This is a genomic window from Stenotrophomonas sp. STEN063 (genome assembly GCF_056854515.1).
Genome location: NZ_JBXFWF010000040.1, coordinates 5,001 through 20,170, shown reverse-complemented (window position 1 = coordinate 20,170; position 15,170 = coordinate 5,001). Strand labels below are relative to the sequence as shown.

The 15,170-nt window shown below is 63.2% G+C and carries 10 protein-coding genes and 1 rRNA gene (1 of these 11 only partly in view); 5 read left to right on the top strand and 6 right to left on the bottom strand.

What is annotated here, in order from left to right:
* Nucleotides 1–288 precede the first annotated feature (288 nt).
* Nucleotides 289–666 carry an MAPEG family protein gene (locus tag AC1VWL_RS11840; RefSeq protein ID WP_482986823.1) on the top strand — a complete coding sequence of 126 codons (378 nt, stop codon included), beginning with the start codon at nt 289–291 and terminating at the stop codon, nt 664–666.
* A gap of 193 nt (nt 667–859) precedes the next feature.
* On the opposite strand, the gene AC1VWL_RS11835 is transcribed toward AC1VWL_RS11840, so the two are convergent.
* The 5 genes from AC1VWL_RS11835 to AC1VWL_RS11815 all read right to left on the bottom strand — a co-directional run bounded on the left by AC1VWL_RS11835 (nt 860) and on the right by AC1VWL_RS11815 (nt 9,097).
* On the bottom strand, nt 860–3,736 hold the full coding sequence (locus tag AC1VWL_RS11835) for a TonB-dependent receptor (RefSeq protein WP_482986822.1): 2,877 nt from the start codon (nt 3,734–3,736) through the stop codon (nt 860–862).
* 144 nt (nt 3,737–3,880) lie between these two features.
* Nucleotides 3,881–4,624, bottom strand: coding sequence for an SDR family NAD(P)-dependent oxidoreductase (locus AC1VWL_RS11830; protein ID WP_482986821.1), 744 nt, complete (start codon nt 4,622–4,624; stop codon nt 3,881–3,883).
* Between the two features lie 76 nt (nt 4,625–4,700).
* Entirely contained in the window at nt 4,701–6,332 is a 1,632-nt protein-coding gene (locus tag AC1VWL_RS11825; RefSeq protein ID WP_482986820.1) for an EAL domain-containing protein, read from the bottom strand.
* A gap of 95 nt (nt 6,333–6,427) precedes the next feature.
* Nucleotides 6,428–7,207, bottom strand: coding sequence for a sulfite exporter TauE/SafE family protein (locus AC1VWL_RS11820; protein WP_482986819.1), 780 nt, complete (start codon nt 7,205–7,207; stop codon nt 6,428–6,430).
* 33 nt (nt 7,208–7,240) lie between these two features.
* Nucleotides 7,241–9,097: an EAL domain-containing protein gene (locus tag AC1VWL_RS11815; protein ID WP_482986818.1), complete on the bottom strand. Its 1,857-nt coding sequence runs from the start codon at nt 9,095–9,097 to the stop codon at nt 7,241–7,243.
* Nucleotides 9,098–9,255: 158 nt separating this feature from the next.
* Here AC1VWL_RS11815 and AC1VWL_RS11810 point away from each other — a divergent pair, with 158 nt between their 5' ends.
* The 3 genes from AC1VWL_RS11810 (at nt 9,256) to AC1VWL_RS11800 (ending at nt 12,894) form a co-directional block, all read left to right on the top strand.
* Complete coding sequence (locus AC1VWL_RS11810; RefSeq protein WP_296252161.1) at nt 9,256–9,651, top strand: YchJ family metal-binding protein; 396 nt, start codon at nt 9,256–9,258, stop codon at nt 9,649–9,651.
* Nucleotides 9,652–9,954: 303 nt separating this feature from the next.
* Nucleotides 9,955–12,078 (top strand): lytic murein transglycosylase, encoded by a 2,124-nt coding sequence (locus tag AC1VWL_RS11805; RefSeq protein ID WP_482986831.1) that lies wholly within the window; start codon nt 9,955–9,957, stop codon nt 12,076–12,078.
* Between the two features lie 84 nt (nt 12,079–12,162).
* Nucleotides 12,163–12,894, top strand: coding sequence for a GYF domain-containing protein (locus AC1VWL_RS11800; RefSeq protein WP_482986817.1), 732 nt, complete (start codon nt 12,163–12,165; stop codon nt 12,892–12,894).
* 60 nt (nt 12,895–12,954) lie between these two features.
* On the opposite strand, the gene AC1VWL_RS11795 is transcribed toward AC1VWL_RS11800, so the two are convergent.
* The gene (locus AC1VWL_RS11795; protein ID WP_482986816.1) at nt 12,955–14,145 is read right to left on the bottom strand and encodes a benzoate/H(+) symporter BenE family transporter; all 1,191 of its coding nucleotides are present in this window, start codon (nt 14,143–14,145) and stop codon (nt 12,955–12,957) included.
* Between the two features lie 872 nt (nt 14,146–15,017).
* Between AC1VWL_RS11795 and AC1VWL_RS11790 the strand changes: the two genes are divergently transcribed.
* Nucleotides 15,018–15,170 (top strand): 16S ribosomal RNA (locus AC1VWL_RS11790); it runs 1,392 nt beyond the window's last position.

The window sequence follows — 15,170 nt, the reverse complement described above, 5'->3', positions numbered from 1 at the left end:
ATTTTCCCTATTGTCAGGGCCGCCAGGCTTTTTCTTCTCCCGCTTGCGGGGGAAGGTGCCCGAAGGGCGGATGGGGGAGCTTTTGGCGTTGCTTTGGCTGGCGCATCGAGCCAAAGCCAAAGCCAAAGCCAAAGCACCCCTCCCCAACCCTCCCCTTGGCCTTCGGCCAAAGGGAGGGAGCACCGCCAAGCCTCCCTTCGTTGCACATAAGGGAGGAAACAGAGCAAAGCCATCGCTGCGCTTGTTACCCTCGACCTACTTCAAGACACGCGTGTAGCGGAGATCAGCATGCATTACGTGGAAATCATCACCGCCCTGGTGGTGCTGCAATACTTGTTCTTCATTGTGCAGGTCGGCCGCGCGCGTGGCCGCTACGGGGTCAAGGCACCCGCCGTTACCGGCCACGAAGGCTTCGAGCGTGTTTACCGCGTGCAGATGAATACCTTGGAGCTGATGGTCGCGCTGCTGCCGTCCATGCTGATCGCCGCACGCTTCTGGCCAGCCGAATGGGTGGCAGGCATTGGTGCGGTGTACCTGGTCGGCCGCTTCATCTACTGGCGCGCCTATGTCGGCAACCCGTCCAGCCGCGGCCTGGGCTTCGGCCTGTCGATGCTGCCGGTGCTGGTACTGCTGTTGATGGCGCTCGCTGGCGCGTTGCTGCGCTGACTAAACCAGCTTTTCCTCCGCTTTTGTGGGAGCGGTGTAAACCGCGAAGCTCATGGCCTCGCAGCTGCAGCCTGGTCTGCAATTGCATTGCTTGCACGGCCCCAGGCAGCGCCAGTTTCGCGGTTTACACCGCTCCCACAAGAACAATCATGAAACCAAGGGAGCCTCGCGGCTCCCTTGATCGTTTTCCAACTCAGAAATCCATGCTGAGCTTTGCGTAGGTATAGCGGCCGGGCAGGTCGTAGGTTCCCGGGTCATAGCCATTGAGCGTGCAGCTCAGGCAGATCGGCGGGTTTTTGTCGAACACGTTGTTGACGCCAACGCTCACCTTTACGCCCTTCATCCACGCATCGGTACGCCAGCTGACCTGTGCGTCGTGATAGGTGGTCGCACCCAGCCAGTGCTGATCGGCAACACTGTCGGTGCAGATCGCAAAGCCGTTGGCGCCGGCACAGCTTTCGCGCAGACGGTCGATGTAGCGCATCGTCCAGTTCACGTTCCAGTTGCGGAAGTCCCAGTTGGTGGCCAAGGTCGAGCTCCATTCCGGGATCGCGCTGTCACTGACTTCGATGCCCGGACCCTTCGGCTCCGGTTGCCCGGATTCGTTGATCAGCTCGTAGCGCGTCACCCAAGTCGCCTTCCAGTCGAAACCGAGCTGGCCCCAGCCGGTTTCCGGCAGCAACCAATGCGCGTTGAAATCCCAGCCACTGGTGTTGATGGTGCCGAGGTTGGCGAGGATGTCCTCGAAGCGCACGATCTGGCCGCGGTCATTGCGGGTATAGCTGGCGCAGGCAACGGCATCGCGGGTATCGATGCAGCGGTCCATGATGGCCTGTGCATCCGGTGCCTGGATCGCCTTGTCGATGGTGTGGCGGTAGAAGGTCACACCCAGGTCGAGCTTGCTGGCCCAGCTGCTGTCTTCGGCCCAGCTTGGACTCCACACCGCACCGGCCATGAACGAGCGGCTTTCTTCCGGCTGCAGGTCGCGGTTGCCGGAGGTCACCACCGAGATCTGCGGATTGGCCTGCTCATAGCCCGGCGGTACGCCATCGGCGACGCACTTCGGGGTGGTGGATGCGGCGTTGTTGCAGGGGTCGACGATGGTGGCGTCGAAGCGGCTCAGCGTGCCGTACAACTCACCGATCGACGGCGCCCGGAAGCCCTGTGCGAATGACATGCGCAGCAACAGTTCATCGGCCGGTTGCCAGCGCAGGCCGATCTTGCCGGTGTTGGTGCCGCCGAAGGTGGAGTAGTCCGAGTAGCGGCCGGCAATGCTCAGGTCCAGGCTCTTGCCCCAGAAGCCTTCGCGCGCCAGCGGCACGTCGAGTTCGACGTAGGCTTCCTTCACCGAATAGCTGCCGATGGTCACGCCCGACGGTACGCCGTTGTACTCACCGGCGATGGTGATCGGGTCGGGGTGGTATTCGCCCTTGTAGCGACGCCATTCGGCACCGGCGGCGAAGGACACCGGCCCGGCCCAGATGTCGAACAACTCGCCGGTGATATTGGCCGAGCCCAACGACAAGGTGTTCTTGCTGCGATCACGCACGATCGGCGAGATCCACGCCAGCATCTCGGGGGTGATGGTGCCGGGGCCGCCAAACAGGTTCAACGGCACGCAACCGGCGATGGCCGCACACGCTGCCGGATCGCCCAATGCCTGGTTGATGTGCTTGATGTTGTAGCTGCCGGTATTGGTCTGGGTAGCCTTGCTCTCGCTGGACATCACATTGACGTCCCAGTTCCAGGTGCGCTGGTTGACCTCGAACACACCATCCAGACCGCCGGCTGCATACCAGGTCTTGACGTCCTGCTCGTAGCGGCGCGGTCCACCTTCGACCGGTCGTCGGCCAAGCAGGAACAGGTTGGGATTGGCACCCATCGTGGTCAGGTCGAAGCCGAACGGGTTGTACGGATTGTTGGCCGAGATCACCAGCTTGGTTTCGGCCCAGTCGTTGTACACACCGGCATCAGTGCCGAGGAAGAATGGTTCCGGCGCGGCCTGGTTGGCCGATTCGCGTTCGCTGTACAAACCGCGGAACCAACCGCTGACGTTGGGGGTGAACTCGAAGCGCACCTGACCGAATACCGATTTGCGCTCATTCGGGGTCAACAGCAGGTTGTTGGGAGCGAAGTTGTAGCGGTCAGCAGTAGTGAAGCAGTGATAGTCATCGGTGCGGGTACAGCCGGTCTGGCTGGGGTCGAATACCGGATTGGTGACGCCACTGTTGGAGGTGATGTTGTAGGTGTTGCCACTGGGGTCGGCGAACACCAGGCGACCTTGTGGGGTGGCCGAGCTGCCGTTGGCCAAGCCGGTGCCGGGCACCGGCACGGTCGCCCATTCGTATTCCCTGGAGGAAATTTCCTTCTGCTTGAACCACGACGCTCCAACAATCCACTGCGCGCGTTCACTGCTGCCGCCAAAACTCAGGTCGATGCTGCTGGTGTCGCCACCCTTGAGGTTGTAGTCGCCGTACTGCACCTCGACATGGCCGCCGTCGGCGCCCTTCTTGGTGATGATGTTGACCACGCCGGCAATCGCGTCGGAGCCGTAGATCGAGGACGCACCGTCTTCCAGCACCTCGATGCGATCGACGATCGCCAGCGGAATGGTGTTCAAGTCCACCGATGAGCCCACACCCGAGCCGGAGGATTCATTGACCCAGCGGATGCCGTCCACCAGCACCAGCACGCGCTTGGGTCCGAGATGACGCAGGTCCACCGTCGCCGCACCGGCGCCGACACCGCCACCATCAGGTGGAAAGCCAAAGTTGCCGCTGGAGTTGAGCTTGGTGCTCAGCGATGCGCCGCTGGCGGTGAGGTGTTGCACCACGTCGGCAACCGAGCTGTAGCCGGTACGTTCGATGGCTTCGCGGGTGAGTACCTGCACCGGGACCTGGGTTTCCAGCTCGGCCTTCTTGATGCGGGTACCCGTGACTTGAATACTGTCCAGGGTCTTGGGCGTGCTGTCCGGGGCCTGTTGCGCGAAGGCTACGGTGGGCATCAGGCACAACAGTGACAGGCGGACAGCGCAGCTGAGGCGGCGCGGGCGTAGCGGTAACAACGTCATCGGAATGCTCCTGGTGATTGCCGGACTACGTGCCCGCCACCATGACGGGCGTAGCCGATTTGTAAGCAATTCGTTAGGCGCAAACAAGCGGAGACGTCTCAACGCGGACCTGAATCCGTGTAATGAAACTGCAGTTACATCAATTCATCGCGATGAATAGCCGCCATCGACCAGATGATAGCTCCCGGTAATGAACGAGGCTTTGTCCGACAACAGGAAACAGGTCAATGCAGCCACTTCCTCGGCCGTGCCCAATCGCCCGAGCGGGTGCAGTGCGACCAAGCCGGCATAGCTGCGGTCGTCCATGTCCTGCAGCAGCGGTGTATCGATGAAACCCGGGCCCACCGCGTTGATCCGCAAACCGCGCGCCGAGTATTCCAGTGCCGCGCTCTTGGTCATGCCGACCAGTGCGTGCTTGGCCGCCACGTAAGCGGCCGCGCCGGCCCAGCCATTGCTGCCGAGGATCGAGGCCATGTTGACGATGGCACCGCCGCCACTGGCAAGGATCGCGGGGATTTCGTACTTCATCGAGTAGAACACGCCGTGCAGGTTGACCCCGAGCACGCGGTGCCATTCTTCCAATGGGTAGTCGGCGGTCTGCAGGTTGGCGCCGCTGATGCCGGCATTGTTGACCGCCAGGTGCAGGCCGCCGAAACGCTCGTTGCAGGCGTTGACCATCAGCCGCACCGCGTCCGGGTCGCTGACATCCACCTGCAGGGCGTGTACCTGCTCGCCCAGTGACATGGCCACGGCGGTGGCAGCATCGCCGTCGATATCGGCGGCCAACACCTGCGCGCCGCGTGCGGCGAGTTGCCGCACCACTGCCTCTCCTATTCCGGAGGCGGCACCGGTAACCAGCGCAATGCGGCCGGCAAAATCCTGTTGCATGGGAAGCCTCCACAACTGCGGTCATTCCGCATATGGCTAGGCTCCCGCGTTTGCCTTGCAGGCGCATTGCGCCGGATCAATCCAGTGCGGCAGCGGGCGTGTGCTTCAGCGGCGGCTGCACTGCGGCATGTTGCCCGGGATGGGTATGCAGCGGCACGAACGCGCTCAGATCGGCGGCACGCATCGGCCGGCCAAAGAAATAGCCCTGCCCGTAGAGCACGCCGTTGCTACGGAAGAAATCGGCCTGTTCCTGGGTCTCGATGCCTTCCGCCAGGGTCTGCATGCCCAGGCTGCGTGCCAGCTCGATGATATGAATGGCGACCTGGCTGGTCACCGCTTCGGTGCAGGCGGTGGAGGTGAAACTCTTGTCCACCTTGAGGATGTCGAACGGATAGGTGGTCAGGTAGGCGAGGCTGGAATAGCCGGTGCCGAAGTCATCAATGGCGATTTCGATGCCCATTGCGTGGATCGCCGCCACCACGTCCTGAGCGCTGGTTTCCTCCAGCAGGCCACGCTCGGTGGCTTCCACCACGAACAGGCCATTGCCGGGACCGATGGCGCGTTGCATTTCCGCCAGCAGCCGGGGGGTGTCCATCGATTGCAGGTCGCGCGGCGACAGGTTCACGCCGAGGCGGAAGCGGGGGTACTGGCGGAAGAAGCCGCTCAGGTCCTGGACCACCAGTTCCAGTACCCGGCGGGTGACCAGCTGGATCAGCCCGGCATCCTCGGCAAAGGGGATGAAGCGATCCGGTGGCACCACGGTGCCGTCCTCGTGCTGCCAACGCAGCAGCGCCTCGGCGCCGATGCAGGTGTCGTCCTGCAGGCAGAAGACGGGCTGGTACATCAGGAAGAAATGCCCGTTGTTGATGGCGCGCAGCAACTCGGCACGGGTCGACCATTGACGGCGGATCATCATCAGCGCCATCCCCAGCACCGCCAGCCCGGCGATGATGCCGATCGGGATGAACCAGTGCGCGAACTGGGCCACGCGCGTGTCGATCGTCGCCAATGGCGTGGCCACGATCACCCCGGTGCCGCCCGGGCGCAGTACGCGGCGCACCACCAGGTAGCCCGCTTCGGTATCGGTGAAGTGGCCGTCGTTGTTCTTGTCCGCCGTGGTCGTGGTCCAGCTTGGCAGCAGGGTCCCCTGACGCGCGGCATAGCGGCCGTCCATGCTGTTGAACAGGCCGAGTGACAGATCGGGGCGGGCGAACGGGGAGATCAGCCCGTCCGGGAAGACCAGTAGCGCGTAGCCGCCCTTTTCCAGGATCACGTACTCGCGCCCGGGCAAGCCGGGCACCTGCACCTGGGTGTAGACCAGCACGCCGTCAGCTGCACGCAGGGGGTGGCGAGGCAGCACGATCTGCCGCATCAGTGCGCCGCCGGAGGAGCAGGCGACCTTGCCGTCCTGCAAATACAGCGTGCTCTTGACGATGTGCGAGCTGATACCGAAGCGTTGCATGCGCAGCAGCCCTTCCGGGCTGCAGGGGGCATCCCCGCTGCTGCGCATTTCCGCGCTCAAGCGTTCGATCACATCGATGGTGCCGGCAACCTCGCGGCGGATGCTCGTGGAGACGTCATCGAGCAACACGTACTTCTCGCGGATGGCCTGTTTCCTCGCCTGGTGCAGCGAGTAAACCACCGGGACACAGGCAAGGATCGCTGCGGCGAGCAGCAGCAACGCAGCGATTCGATAACGTTTGCTCATGGATGCGCCGTCCCGGGTTGGCTGCTCACTGCACCACTATGTGACGTACATCAAAAATTTCCAGTGGCCGAAGTTTAGCTATGTGCAAACCAGCTTCACGCGGCGCTGAAGGTATCCCAGGCCATGCGCGCGATCAGCACCACCACCAGGACCACAAAAAGCTTGCGAATCAACGGGGTGCCGCCGCGTAGGGCAAGCCGGGTGCCGGTCACTGCGCCCAGCACGTTGGCCGCCGCCATCGGAATGGCGAGCACCAGCAGCACATTGCCGCTGGGCACGAAGAACGACAATGCCGCCACGTTGGTCGCCAGATTGACAACTTTGGAGGCAGCCGAGGCACGCAGGAAGTCCAGTCCGAAGAACCGCACGAACAGGAAGATCAGGAAGCTGCCGGTGCCCGGCCCGAAGAAACCATCGTAGAAACCGATCACCCCGCCCATCGCCAGTGCGATCAGCAACTCCCGGCGGCCAACCTCGCGTGGCCGGTGCAGCGCACCGAAGTCCTTCTTGGCCAGCGTATAGCCCAGCATCACGATCAGCAGGGTCAGCACCAGCGGCCGTACCGCCTCCTTGGACAGCAGCGTCACCGCAGTGGCGCCGAGGAAGGAGAACGCAAACGCGGCTGCCGCTGCCAACAGCACCGGCCGCCACGGGAAGCGCACCGCGCGCGCATAGCGCAGCGCCGAGGCACCGGTACCGAACACCGAACTGAACTTGTTGGTGCCCAGCAGGGCCGCTGGTGTCTGCTGCGGCAGGGCAGTGAACAAACCGGGCAACTGGATCAGGCCACCACCGCCGACCGCCGCATCCACCAGCCCCGCGATGAAGGCGATGACCAGCAGCCAGGGCAGTTCGGGGGGGATCAACTCCAGCATGGCAACTCCGGCGCAGGGCGCGACAGCATACGCTCAGTGCGGCGGTGTATCGCTTGGAACGGGGCCGCGCGGCAATTGCCCATGCAGCGCAGGCGGGTATGCACGGGTGTCGGCAGCCACAAACTGGAACAGCGCCTCGGCGCTCATCGGCCGGCCGAACAGATAGCCTTGGCCATACAACACCCCTCGGGAGCGGAAGAAGTCGGCCTGCTCCGTGGTTTCAATGCCTTCGGCCAAGGTCTGCATGCCCAGGGTGTGGGCGAGGTCGAGAATGTGCTCAGCCACCTGGCTGGTCACCGCCTGGGTGCAGGCGGTGGAGGTGAAGCTTTTGTCCACCTTGAGAATGTCGAACGGATAGGTGGCCAGGTTGGCCAGACTGGAATAGCCGGTGCCGAAGTCGTCGATGGCCAGTTCAATACCGAGTGCGCGGATCGCGTCGAGCACGCTCAATGCACTGGTCTCTTCCAACAGTGCACGCTCGGTGGCCTCCACCACGAACTGGCCAGAGCCCGGGCCGATGTTCTGCAGCATCTCGCCCAGCAGCCGGGGTGTCTGTTCCGATTGCAGGTCGCTGGCCGCCAGGTTCACCGCAAGGCGGAAGGTCGGCATGCGTCGCAGGAAGCTGCTCATGTCCTTTTCCACCAGTTGCAGCACTTGCCGTGTGATCTGCTGGATCAGCCCGGATTCTTCCGCGATGGGAATGAAGCGGTCAGGCAGCAGTACCGTGGCCTGCTCATACTGCCAACGCAGCAGCGCCTCGGCGCCAATGCAACGGCCATCGTGCAGATCGATCAGCGGCTGGTACAGCAGGAAGAAGTGGCCTTTTCCGAGCGCACGCAGCAACTGGTTGCGCGGTGATAGCTGGTGCCGGCTGAGCAGCAGCACGCTCGCCAGCACGCTCAAGCCGATGACGATGCCGGCCGGAATGAACCAACGCCCGAACCGGGCCATGCGGGCATCGATGGTGGCAATTGGCGTGGCGACGATCACGCCGTCGTCTCCGCCCTGCATGATGTGCCGTACCACCAGATAACCCGCATCGGCATCCAGAAAATGGCTCGATGCGCGCGCAGTGCTGGCGGAGGATGCCCAGTGATCGAGCACGCTGTCGTTGCGGACGCTGTACAGGCCGTTGCGGGGTGTGAACAGGCCCAATGACAGGTCGGCACGGACGAACGGCGCGATCACGCCCTCCGGGTATACCAGCAACGCATAGCCCTCCTTCTCCAATACCGCATAGCTGCGGTCATGCACGCCGGGCAGCCGCACATCGGAATAGACACGGATGCCGTCGGTGCGCTTCGATGACGCGTGCCCAAGCACCAATTGCTGCATCAGCGGATCGCTGGAGGAACAGACCACGCGATGGTCCTCCAGATACAACGCCGCGATGGAGATCTGGGTTCGTGCCGCTACCCGTTGCAGATGCCGGATGCCCGCAGGGCTGCACGCGGCCTCACCCCGGGCCGACATTTCGGCATGCATTCTGGTCAGCATGACGAGTGCATTGCGCACGCGCCGATCAAGCCCAAGTGCCACATCATCCAGCTCCCTGTACTTGTCGTCGATGGCTTGTTGTCGGGCCTGATGCAGTGCGTAGAACACGGGAAGACAACCCAGCAGCAAGCCCGCAAGCAGGAAAATTGCAGCGATCACATGGCGGCGTTTCATGGCTGCCCCATCCGGGGATTGGCGGGATTCGCGCAAATATGTGACGTGAATCGGCAAGAAAACAATGTGCAGACAACTGTCCACAAACCGCGTGGTTACACGCCACCCAAGCTGTCCCATGCCTTTCGCACGATGAACATCATCAGCAACACAAGGAAAGGCTTGCGGATCAATGGTGTGCCATCGGCAGCGCCATTCGTGTGCCGACCACGGCGACACGGACGCTGGCTGCTGCCATGGGTACAGTGGATCCAGTGGCTACGACGGTCCGGGTGGCAACAACGCCAACATGGCAATGCCGGCGCAGGATGCGCCGTCATACGCTCAGCGTCGGGCCATCGCTTGGAACCGCAGCGTCCGTGGATGAAAATGCAGCGATGCAGATATCCCCAACTACTCCCTGTCCCTGCGGCCGCGACCAGGCCTATGCGGCCTGCTGTGGCCGTTACCACGCCGGCCAGGCCGCAGCTGACGCCGAGTCACTGATGCGTTCGCGCTACAGCGCCTATGTGCTCAAGGATGTCGACTACCTGTTGGCCAGCTGGCACCCGGACACCCGCCCGGTCACGCTCTCGTTGGACGATGCTCCCGGCCAGCGCACGCAATGGCTGGGCCTGAGCGTGCAGCGGCATGCAGTCACTGGCGAAGACACCGCCGACGTCGTGTTCACCGCCCGCTATCGCGTAGGCGGTGGCAGCGCGGTGAAGATGGTCGAGCACAGCCGCTTCCAGCGCATCGACGGCCGCTGGTACTACCTGGATGCCGCTGGCTGAAGCACGCGGCGGGGGCGAGGCAGCGGCAGCGATCCCTAGTAGAGCCGAGCCATGCTCGGCTGGAGCCCTACCGGTGAAGCCTCCGCCGAGCATGGCTCGGCTCTACGCTTCCGCTCCCTCCCTTGCGCTACGCGCAGGGGAGGGCTGGGGAGGGGTGCTTTTGGCTTTCACCTCCCCAAGCACCTCCAGCCTCGCGGCTCACGCCGCTCCCACAACCAAACGCAACCACACCGCTTATCATCAAGCTCCAGTGCAAGGAGCGTATGGATGAACCCGATCAACCTGCTGCGTGCAGGCACCACGATGGCAGCGCTCACGCTGGTCGTCCCTGCCCAGGCCGCAATCACCGACTTCGGCAGCTGTGGCGCCTCACTCAAGGCCGCTGCCGTTGCCCAGGGCATCAGCGGCGAAAAGTTTGATCAGGTCTTCAGCAGCATCACCCCCGACCTGAGTGTGCTGCCGTTGCTCGACGCGCAGCCCGAGTTCACCACCCCGATCTGGGACTATCTGGCCTCGCTGGTCGACAGCCGTCGTATCGCCGATGGCCGCGCGCTGCTCAGCCAGCACCGTGCGCTGCTGGACCAGGTCAGTGCCCAGTACGGCGTCGACCCGGCCACCATCGTCGCGGTCTGGGGCGTGGAAAGTGATTACGGCCGCGTGTTCGGCAAGCGTCCGTTACTGCAGTCGCTGGCCACCCTGTCCTGCAATGGCCGACGCCAGCCCTTCTTCAAGGGCGAGCTGCTGGCCCTGCTCAAGCTGATCGACAAGGGTGACCTGAATCCCAGCGGCCTGACCGGCTCCTGGGCCGGCGCCTTCGGCCACACCCAGTTCATGCCATCGACGTACGCCCGCATCGCCGTGGACGGCGATGGCGACGGCCGCCGCGATCTGGTCGCCAGCATTCCCGATGCGCTGGCCTCCACCGCCAACTATCTGAAGCAATCCGGTTGGCGCAGCGGCCAGCCGTGGGGCGTGGAAGTCCGCGTCCCGGCCAACTTCAATGCCGCACTTGCCGGCCGCACCAAGCGCAAACCGCTGGCGGACTGGCGCGCGCTGGGCATCACCCTGGCCGACGGCAAAGCGCTGCAGATAGCGGCCATCGGCGACGACAGCAATGCCGCCTTGCTGCTGCCGGCCGGTGCCAAGGGGCCGGCCTTGCTGGTGTTCCGCAACTACGACGCGATTTATTCCTATAACGCCGCCGAGAGCTACGCATTGGCGATCGCCACCTTGGCCGACCGCCTGCGCGGCGGCAGCGGTCTGAGTGCGGCCTGGCCCACCGATGACCCCGGTATCGGCCGCGACGAGCGCCGCGAACTGCAGACCCTGCTGCTCGCGCGCGGTCACGATATCGGCAGCGCCGATGGCATGGTCGGCACCGCCACCCGCCGCGCCATCCAGGTCGAACAGCAGCGCCTCGGCTGGAAGAACGCAGACGGCCGTGCCGGCACCCGCATCCTGCAGGCACTGCGCAGTGCCAAGCCGGCGCAGCCGACGGCGTTCCAGCTGCCGCCCAACTACCAGCAACTTGTCCAGTCACCGATCGTACGGAGCAACGTTTCAATGAAGGATGTGCAGGGCCTGAGCACAGGCGACTTCAAGGGCTTCACCGCCTGGAAGGTGGAAACCCCGTTCTCCACTGCTGCCATCAGCGTGTTTGGCGGCCAGTTGCTGTCCTTCGTGCCGAATGGTGGCCAGGACGTGATGTGGCTCTCGCCCAGCGCCAAGCAGCCGCCCACGCCCATCCGTGGCGGTGCGCCGGTGTGCTGGCCGTATTTCTCGCGGCAAGGGCAGGGCAACGACGTGCCTGCGCATGGTTTCGTGCGTACTGTTGCCTGGGAGCTGCGCAACGCCCGTCGCGAAGCCGATGGCAGCGTGGTGTTGACCCTTGCGCCGCCGCAGATGGACAACCTCGGGCTGCGCCTGCAGATGGTGCTGCGCATCGGCCGCACCCTGGAGCAGGAGTTGATCACCGAGAACACCGGCAGCCAGGCGACCAGCTTCACCCAGGCCCTGCACAATTACTTCAATGTCAGCGACGCCTTGAAGGTGGATGTTACCGGGCTGGATGGACTCACCTACCTGGACAAGCTCGACAGCGGCAATGCCCACGTGCAGAAGGGCGACTGGAACCTGCGTGACCCGCGTGACCCCGGCCGCAGCGACCGCCTCTACACCCAGGCCGGCGGCCATTACGTGCTGCGCGACCCGGGTTTCAAGCGCGCAATCGACATCAGCACCAGCGGCAGCCGCACCGCCGTGGTCTGGAATGCAGGCGAAGCCGGTGCCGCGAAGATGGACGACATCGGTGCCGCGTGGCGCAATTACGTCTGCGTGGAGGCCGCCAACGCAGGACCGGATGTGATCGAGCTGGCCCCGGGCGGACGCCACACCCTCAAGCAGGTGTTCGAGGTCAAGCCACTTTGAGTGCAATCCGCTTGTGACGCGCGCGCCAACTAGCGTCAATCCCGCTGCCAAGAAGGCAGCAGTTGCTCCATCAAGGAAGAAGCAATGCCGGATATCCAGTGGTATTACACCGACGCCCAACACGAGCGGCAGGGGCCACTCGCCACCGCGCAGATGAAGCAGCTGTTTGCTGAGGGCGGGCTGACGCAGTCGGCGCTGGTATGGCGTGCGGGCATGGAGCAATGGCAGCCGGTGCAGGACTTCGCGCTGGAACTGGCCTGGCCGGAGCCGGCGGAAGGCAAGCACGAGGGAAGCAATCCGTACGCGGCTCCAGCTGCCGTTGTCGGTGAGCCGCCGCTCGCGCTGATGGACGATACCTTGAAGCCCTACACCGATTTTGTCGGCAGCAACTTCGATAAGTACCGCCGGAAGTGGCACCTCGATGGAAAACATCCCCATGCCAAGGACACCTGGCATTGGCCTGCCTTCTTCTTCGGTTTGATGTGGATGCTGTACCGCAAGATGTACCTGCTCGCGGTGATGTGGGGGGGCGGGTCCCTGCTGCTTTCAACCGCGCTGCGCCTGTTGGGTATCCCGGATCTTGCGGCATGGGGTGTCAGCATTGGTATTGCGGTTGCCGCGGGTGGCCTGGGCAACGCCTTCTACCTGAAGCATGCGCAGAAGCAGATCCAGCAGGTGACCTCTGCAAACACCGGTGGCGCCCATGCGCTGCGGGCGCAGCTGCGCCTGCGTGGCGGAACCAGCATCGCCGCCGTGTTCACGGGCATTTTTGTGATGATCGTGATCAACGTGACAATCGCATTCACGATCATGTGAAAAATGTCAGTGCGCACCGGCCGATATCGAACCGAAGCGCGCTGACTGCATGTACGGAAGTCAGCGCAGTGGCGCAGGCCGACGCAGCACCAGCAAGGTGATCACACCGGCCACCAGCCCCCAGAACGCAGAGCCAATGCCGGCCATCGACAATCCCGATGCCGTTACCAGGAAGGTCACCAACGCCGGCTCGCGCTCGGCCTCTTCCTTCAATGCCACGGCCAGGCTGTTGCCGATGGTGCCGAGCAGGGCGATACCGGCCAGCGTCGCAATCAGTTCCTTTGGGAACGCCGCGAACACCGCCGCCACGGTGGCGCCGAACAAGCCGATCACGATGTAGAACACGCCGGCACTCACCGCTGCGGTGTAGCGCCGTGCCGGATCCTCATGCACATCCCGGCCCATGCAGATCGCCGCGGTGATCGCGGCCAGGTTCAAGGCATAGCCACCGAATGGCGCCAGTGCCGTATTGACCACGCCGATCCAGCCGATCACCGGCGATATCGGCGCGTCATAACCCGAGGCCTTCAACACCGCCACGCCCGGCACGTTCTGCGAGGCCATGGTGACGATGAACAAGGGCAGGGCGATGCCGAACAGCGCCGCCCACGACAGCGTCGGCGTGGTGAACACCGGTAGCGCCATCTGCAGCTGCACCTGTTCCATATGCATCAACCCCTTGCCACTGGCGATCGCCACGCCCACCAGCAAGGTTGCGATCACCGCATAGCGCGGCAACCAGCGCCGCCCCAACAGATAGGTGGCGAACATCAACAGCACCAGCAATGGCTGGGTGTTCACCGAAACAAAGACATCCAGGCCGAAGCGCAGCAACACCCCGGCCAGCATGCCCGAGGCCAGCGACACAGGGATCCTTCGCATCGCCTTCTCGAACACCCCCGAGAAACCGGCCAATGCACCCATCAACGCGGCCAGCACAAATGCACCGATCGCATCGGACAGCGGCAGCGTGGTTGCCCCGACCACCAGCATCGCCGCGCCCGGGGTAGACCAGGCCGTCACCACCGGCATCCGGTAGCGCAGCGACAGACCAATACAGGTCACGCCCATGCCGATGCCCAGCGCCCACATCCACGACGCAATCTCGGCCTGCCCGGCACCTACGGCCTGCGCGGCCTGGAACACGATCACCGCCGAGCTGGCAAAGCCCACCAGCACCGTAATGAAGCCGGCAACCACGGCAGGCAACGAGAGATCACGAAAGAACGAACGCGGAGCCGGATTGGTCATCTATATGGAGGTGCAACGGATCAACCCGCATTGTGGCCCAGCAAGCCGCTCTAAGGTCGCAGACAAAAGTAGGGGAGCAATAGCCCCTCTCCAGCTCAGGGGGGGAGAGGGGCAGCTTGCGAACCACAGGTTCGCTGCCCATCGAACGCCCTTGCGCCAGCGCAAGGGCCGGGGCGCGGAGCGGGGGTTGGGGAGAGGGCAGCTCTTCGCGTTGAAGCTGGGCAGCGCCCAACCAGGTGAACCAAGCGTTCCGCACCACCTGCCCAGCAAGGCATCGACCCTTGCTCCAGATCTGATCATCAGCAAGTAGTGGGCGACAAAAGAGCGAAAGCAGGAGCAAGGCACCGCCGCACTTTGCCAACTCTGGCCCCAACCGCCGATTTGTCGCTCTGCAACAAAAAGTGATTGCGATTTTCACAAAGATGTCTAGAATCCACCTCCTCGCTTCACGGCGCCGATCACAGCAGTGACCGACACCAAGAAACGACGTCACCAACCTCGAAATAGGGTGTTGACGGAAACAAAAAGCCTGCCATAATAGGCGGCTCGCTTCGACGAAAAGCCTTCGGGCTCCACCTTGAAGCCGCCGAGTCAACAGCCTCTCAAAAAGGTGTTGACGAAGCAGAAAAGCCGGCTATAATGGGCGGCTCGCTACGACGGAAACGTCGCGGCCTACGAAGAAGGCGCTGAGGCCCGATTCGAAGTTCTTTGAAAGTATGCGCAGGTATCTTGTGAGGACGCCTGCAGGAATGGATGACTGTCCATCTTGCAGACGTTTAATCAAGCAATGATTCAATTGTTTTAATGCAAGCGAAACGTTGCCAGTGGTTGAACTTCTGCAGCTAAAGTATTTGTCTTCGGACATGTAGTTTTAAGTGAAGAGTTTGATCCTGGCTCAGAGTGAACGCTGGCGGTAGGCCTAACACATGCAAGTCGAACGGCAGCACAGGAGAGCTTGCTCTCTGGGTGGCGAGTGGCGGACGGGTGAGGAATGCATCGGAATCTACTCTTTCGTGGGGGATAAC

Excerpts from the sequence above, each read along its gene's own strand:
- AC1VWL_RS11840 (WP_482986823.1), top strand. The coding sequence starts at position 289 with ATGCATTACGTGGAAATCATCACCGCCCTGGTGGTGCTGCAATACTTG.
- AC1VWL_RS11835 (WP_482986822.1), bottom strand. The coding sequence starts at position 3,736 with ATGACGTTGTTACCGCTACGCCCGCGCCGCCTCAGCTGCGCTGTCCGC.
- AC1VWL_RS11830 (WP_482986821.1), bottom strand. The coding sequence starts at position 4,624 with ATGCAACAGGATTTTGCCGGCCGCATTGCGCTGGTTACCGGTGCCGCC.
- AC1VWL_RS11825 (WP_482986820.1), bottom strand. The coding sequence starts at position 6,332 with ATGAGCAAACGTTATCGAATCGCTGCGTTGCTGCTGCTCGCCGCAGCG.
- AC1VWL_RS11820 (WP_482986819.1), bottom strand. The coding sequence starts at position 7,207 with ATGCTGGAGTTGATCCCCCCCGAACTGCCCTGGCTGCTGGTCATCGCC.
- AC1VWL_RS11810 (WP_296252161.1), top strand. The coding sequence starts at position 9,256 with ATGCAGATATCCCCAACTACTCCCTGTCCCTGCGGCCGCGACCAGGCC.
- AC1VWL_RS11805 (WP_482986831.1), top strand. The coding sequence starts at position 9,955 with ATGGCAGCGCTCACGCTGGTCGTCCCTGCCCAGGCCGCAATCACCGAC.
- AC1VWL_RS11800 (WP_482986817.1), top strand. The coding sequence starts at position 12,163 with ATGCCGGATATCCAGTGGTATTACACCGACGCCCAACACGAGCGGCAG.
- AC1VWL_RS11795 (WP_482986816.1), bottom strand. The coding sequence starts at position 14,145 with ATGACCAATCCGGCTCCGCGTTCGTTCTTTCGTGATCTCTCGTTGCCT.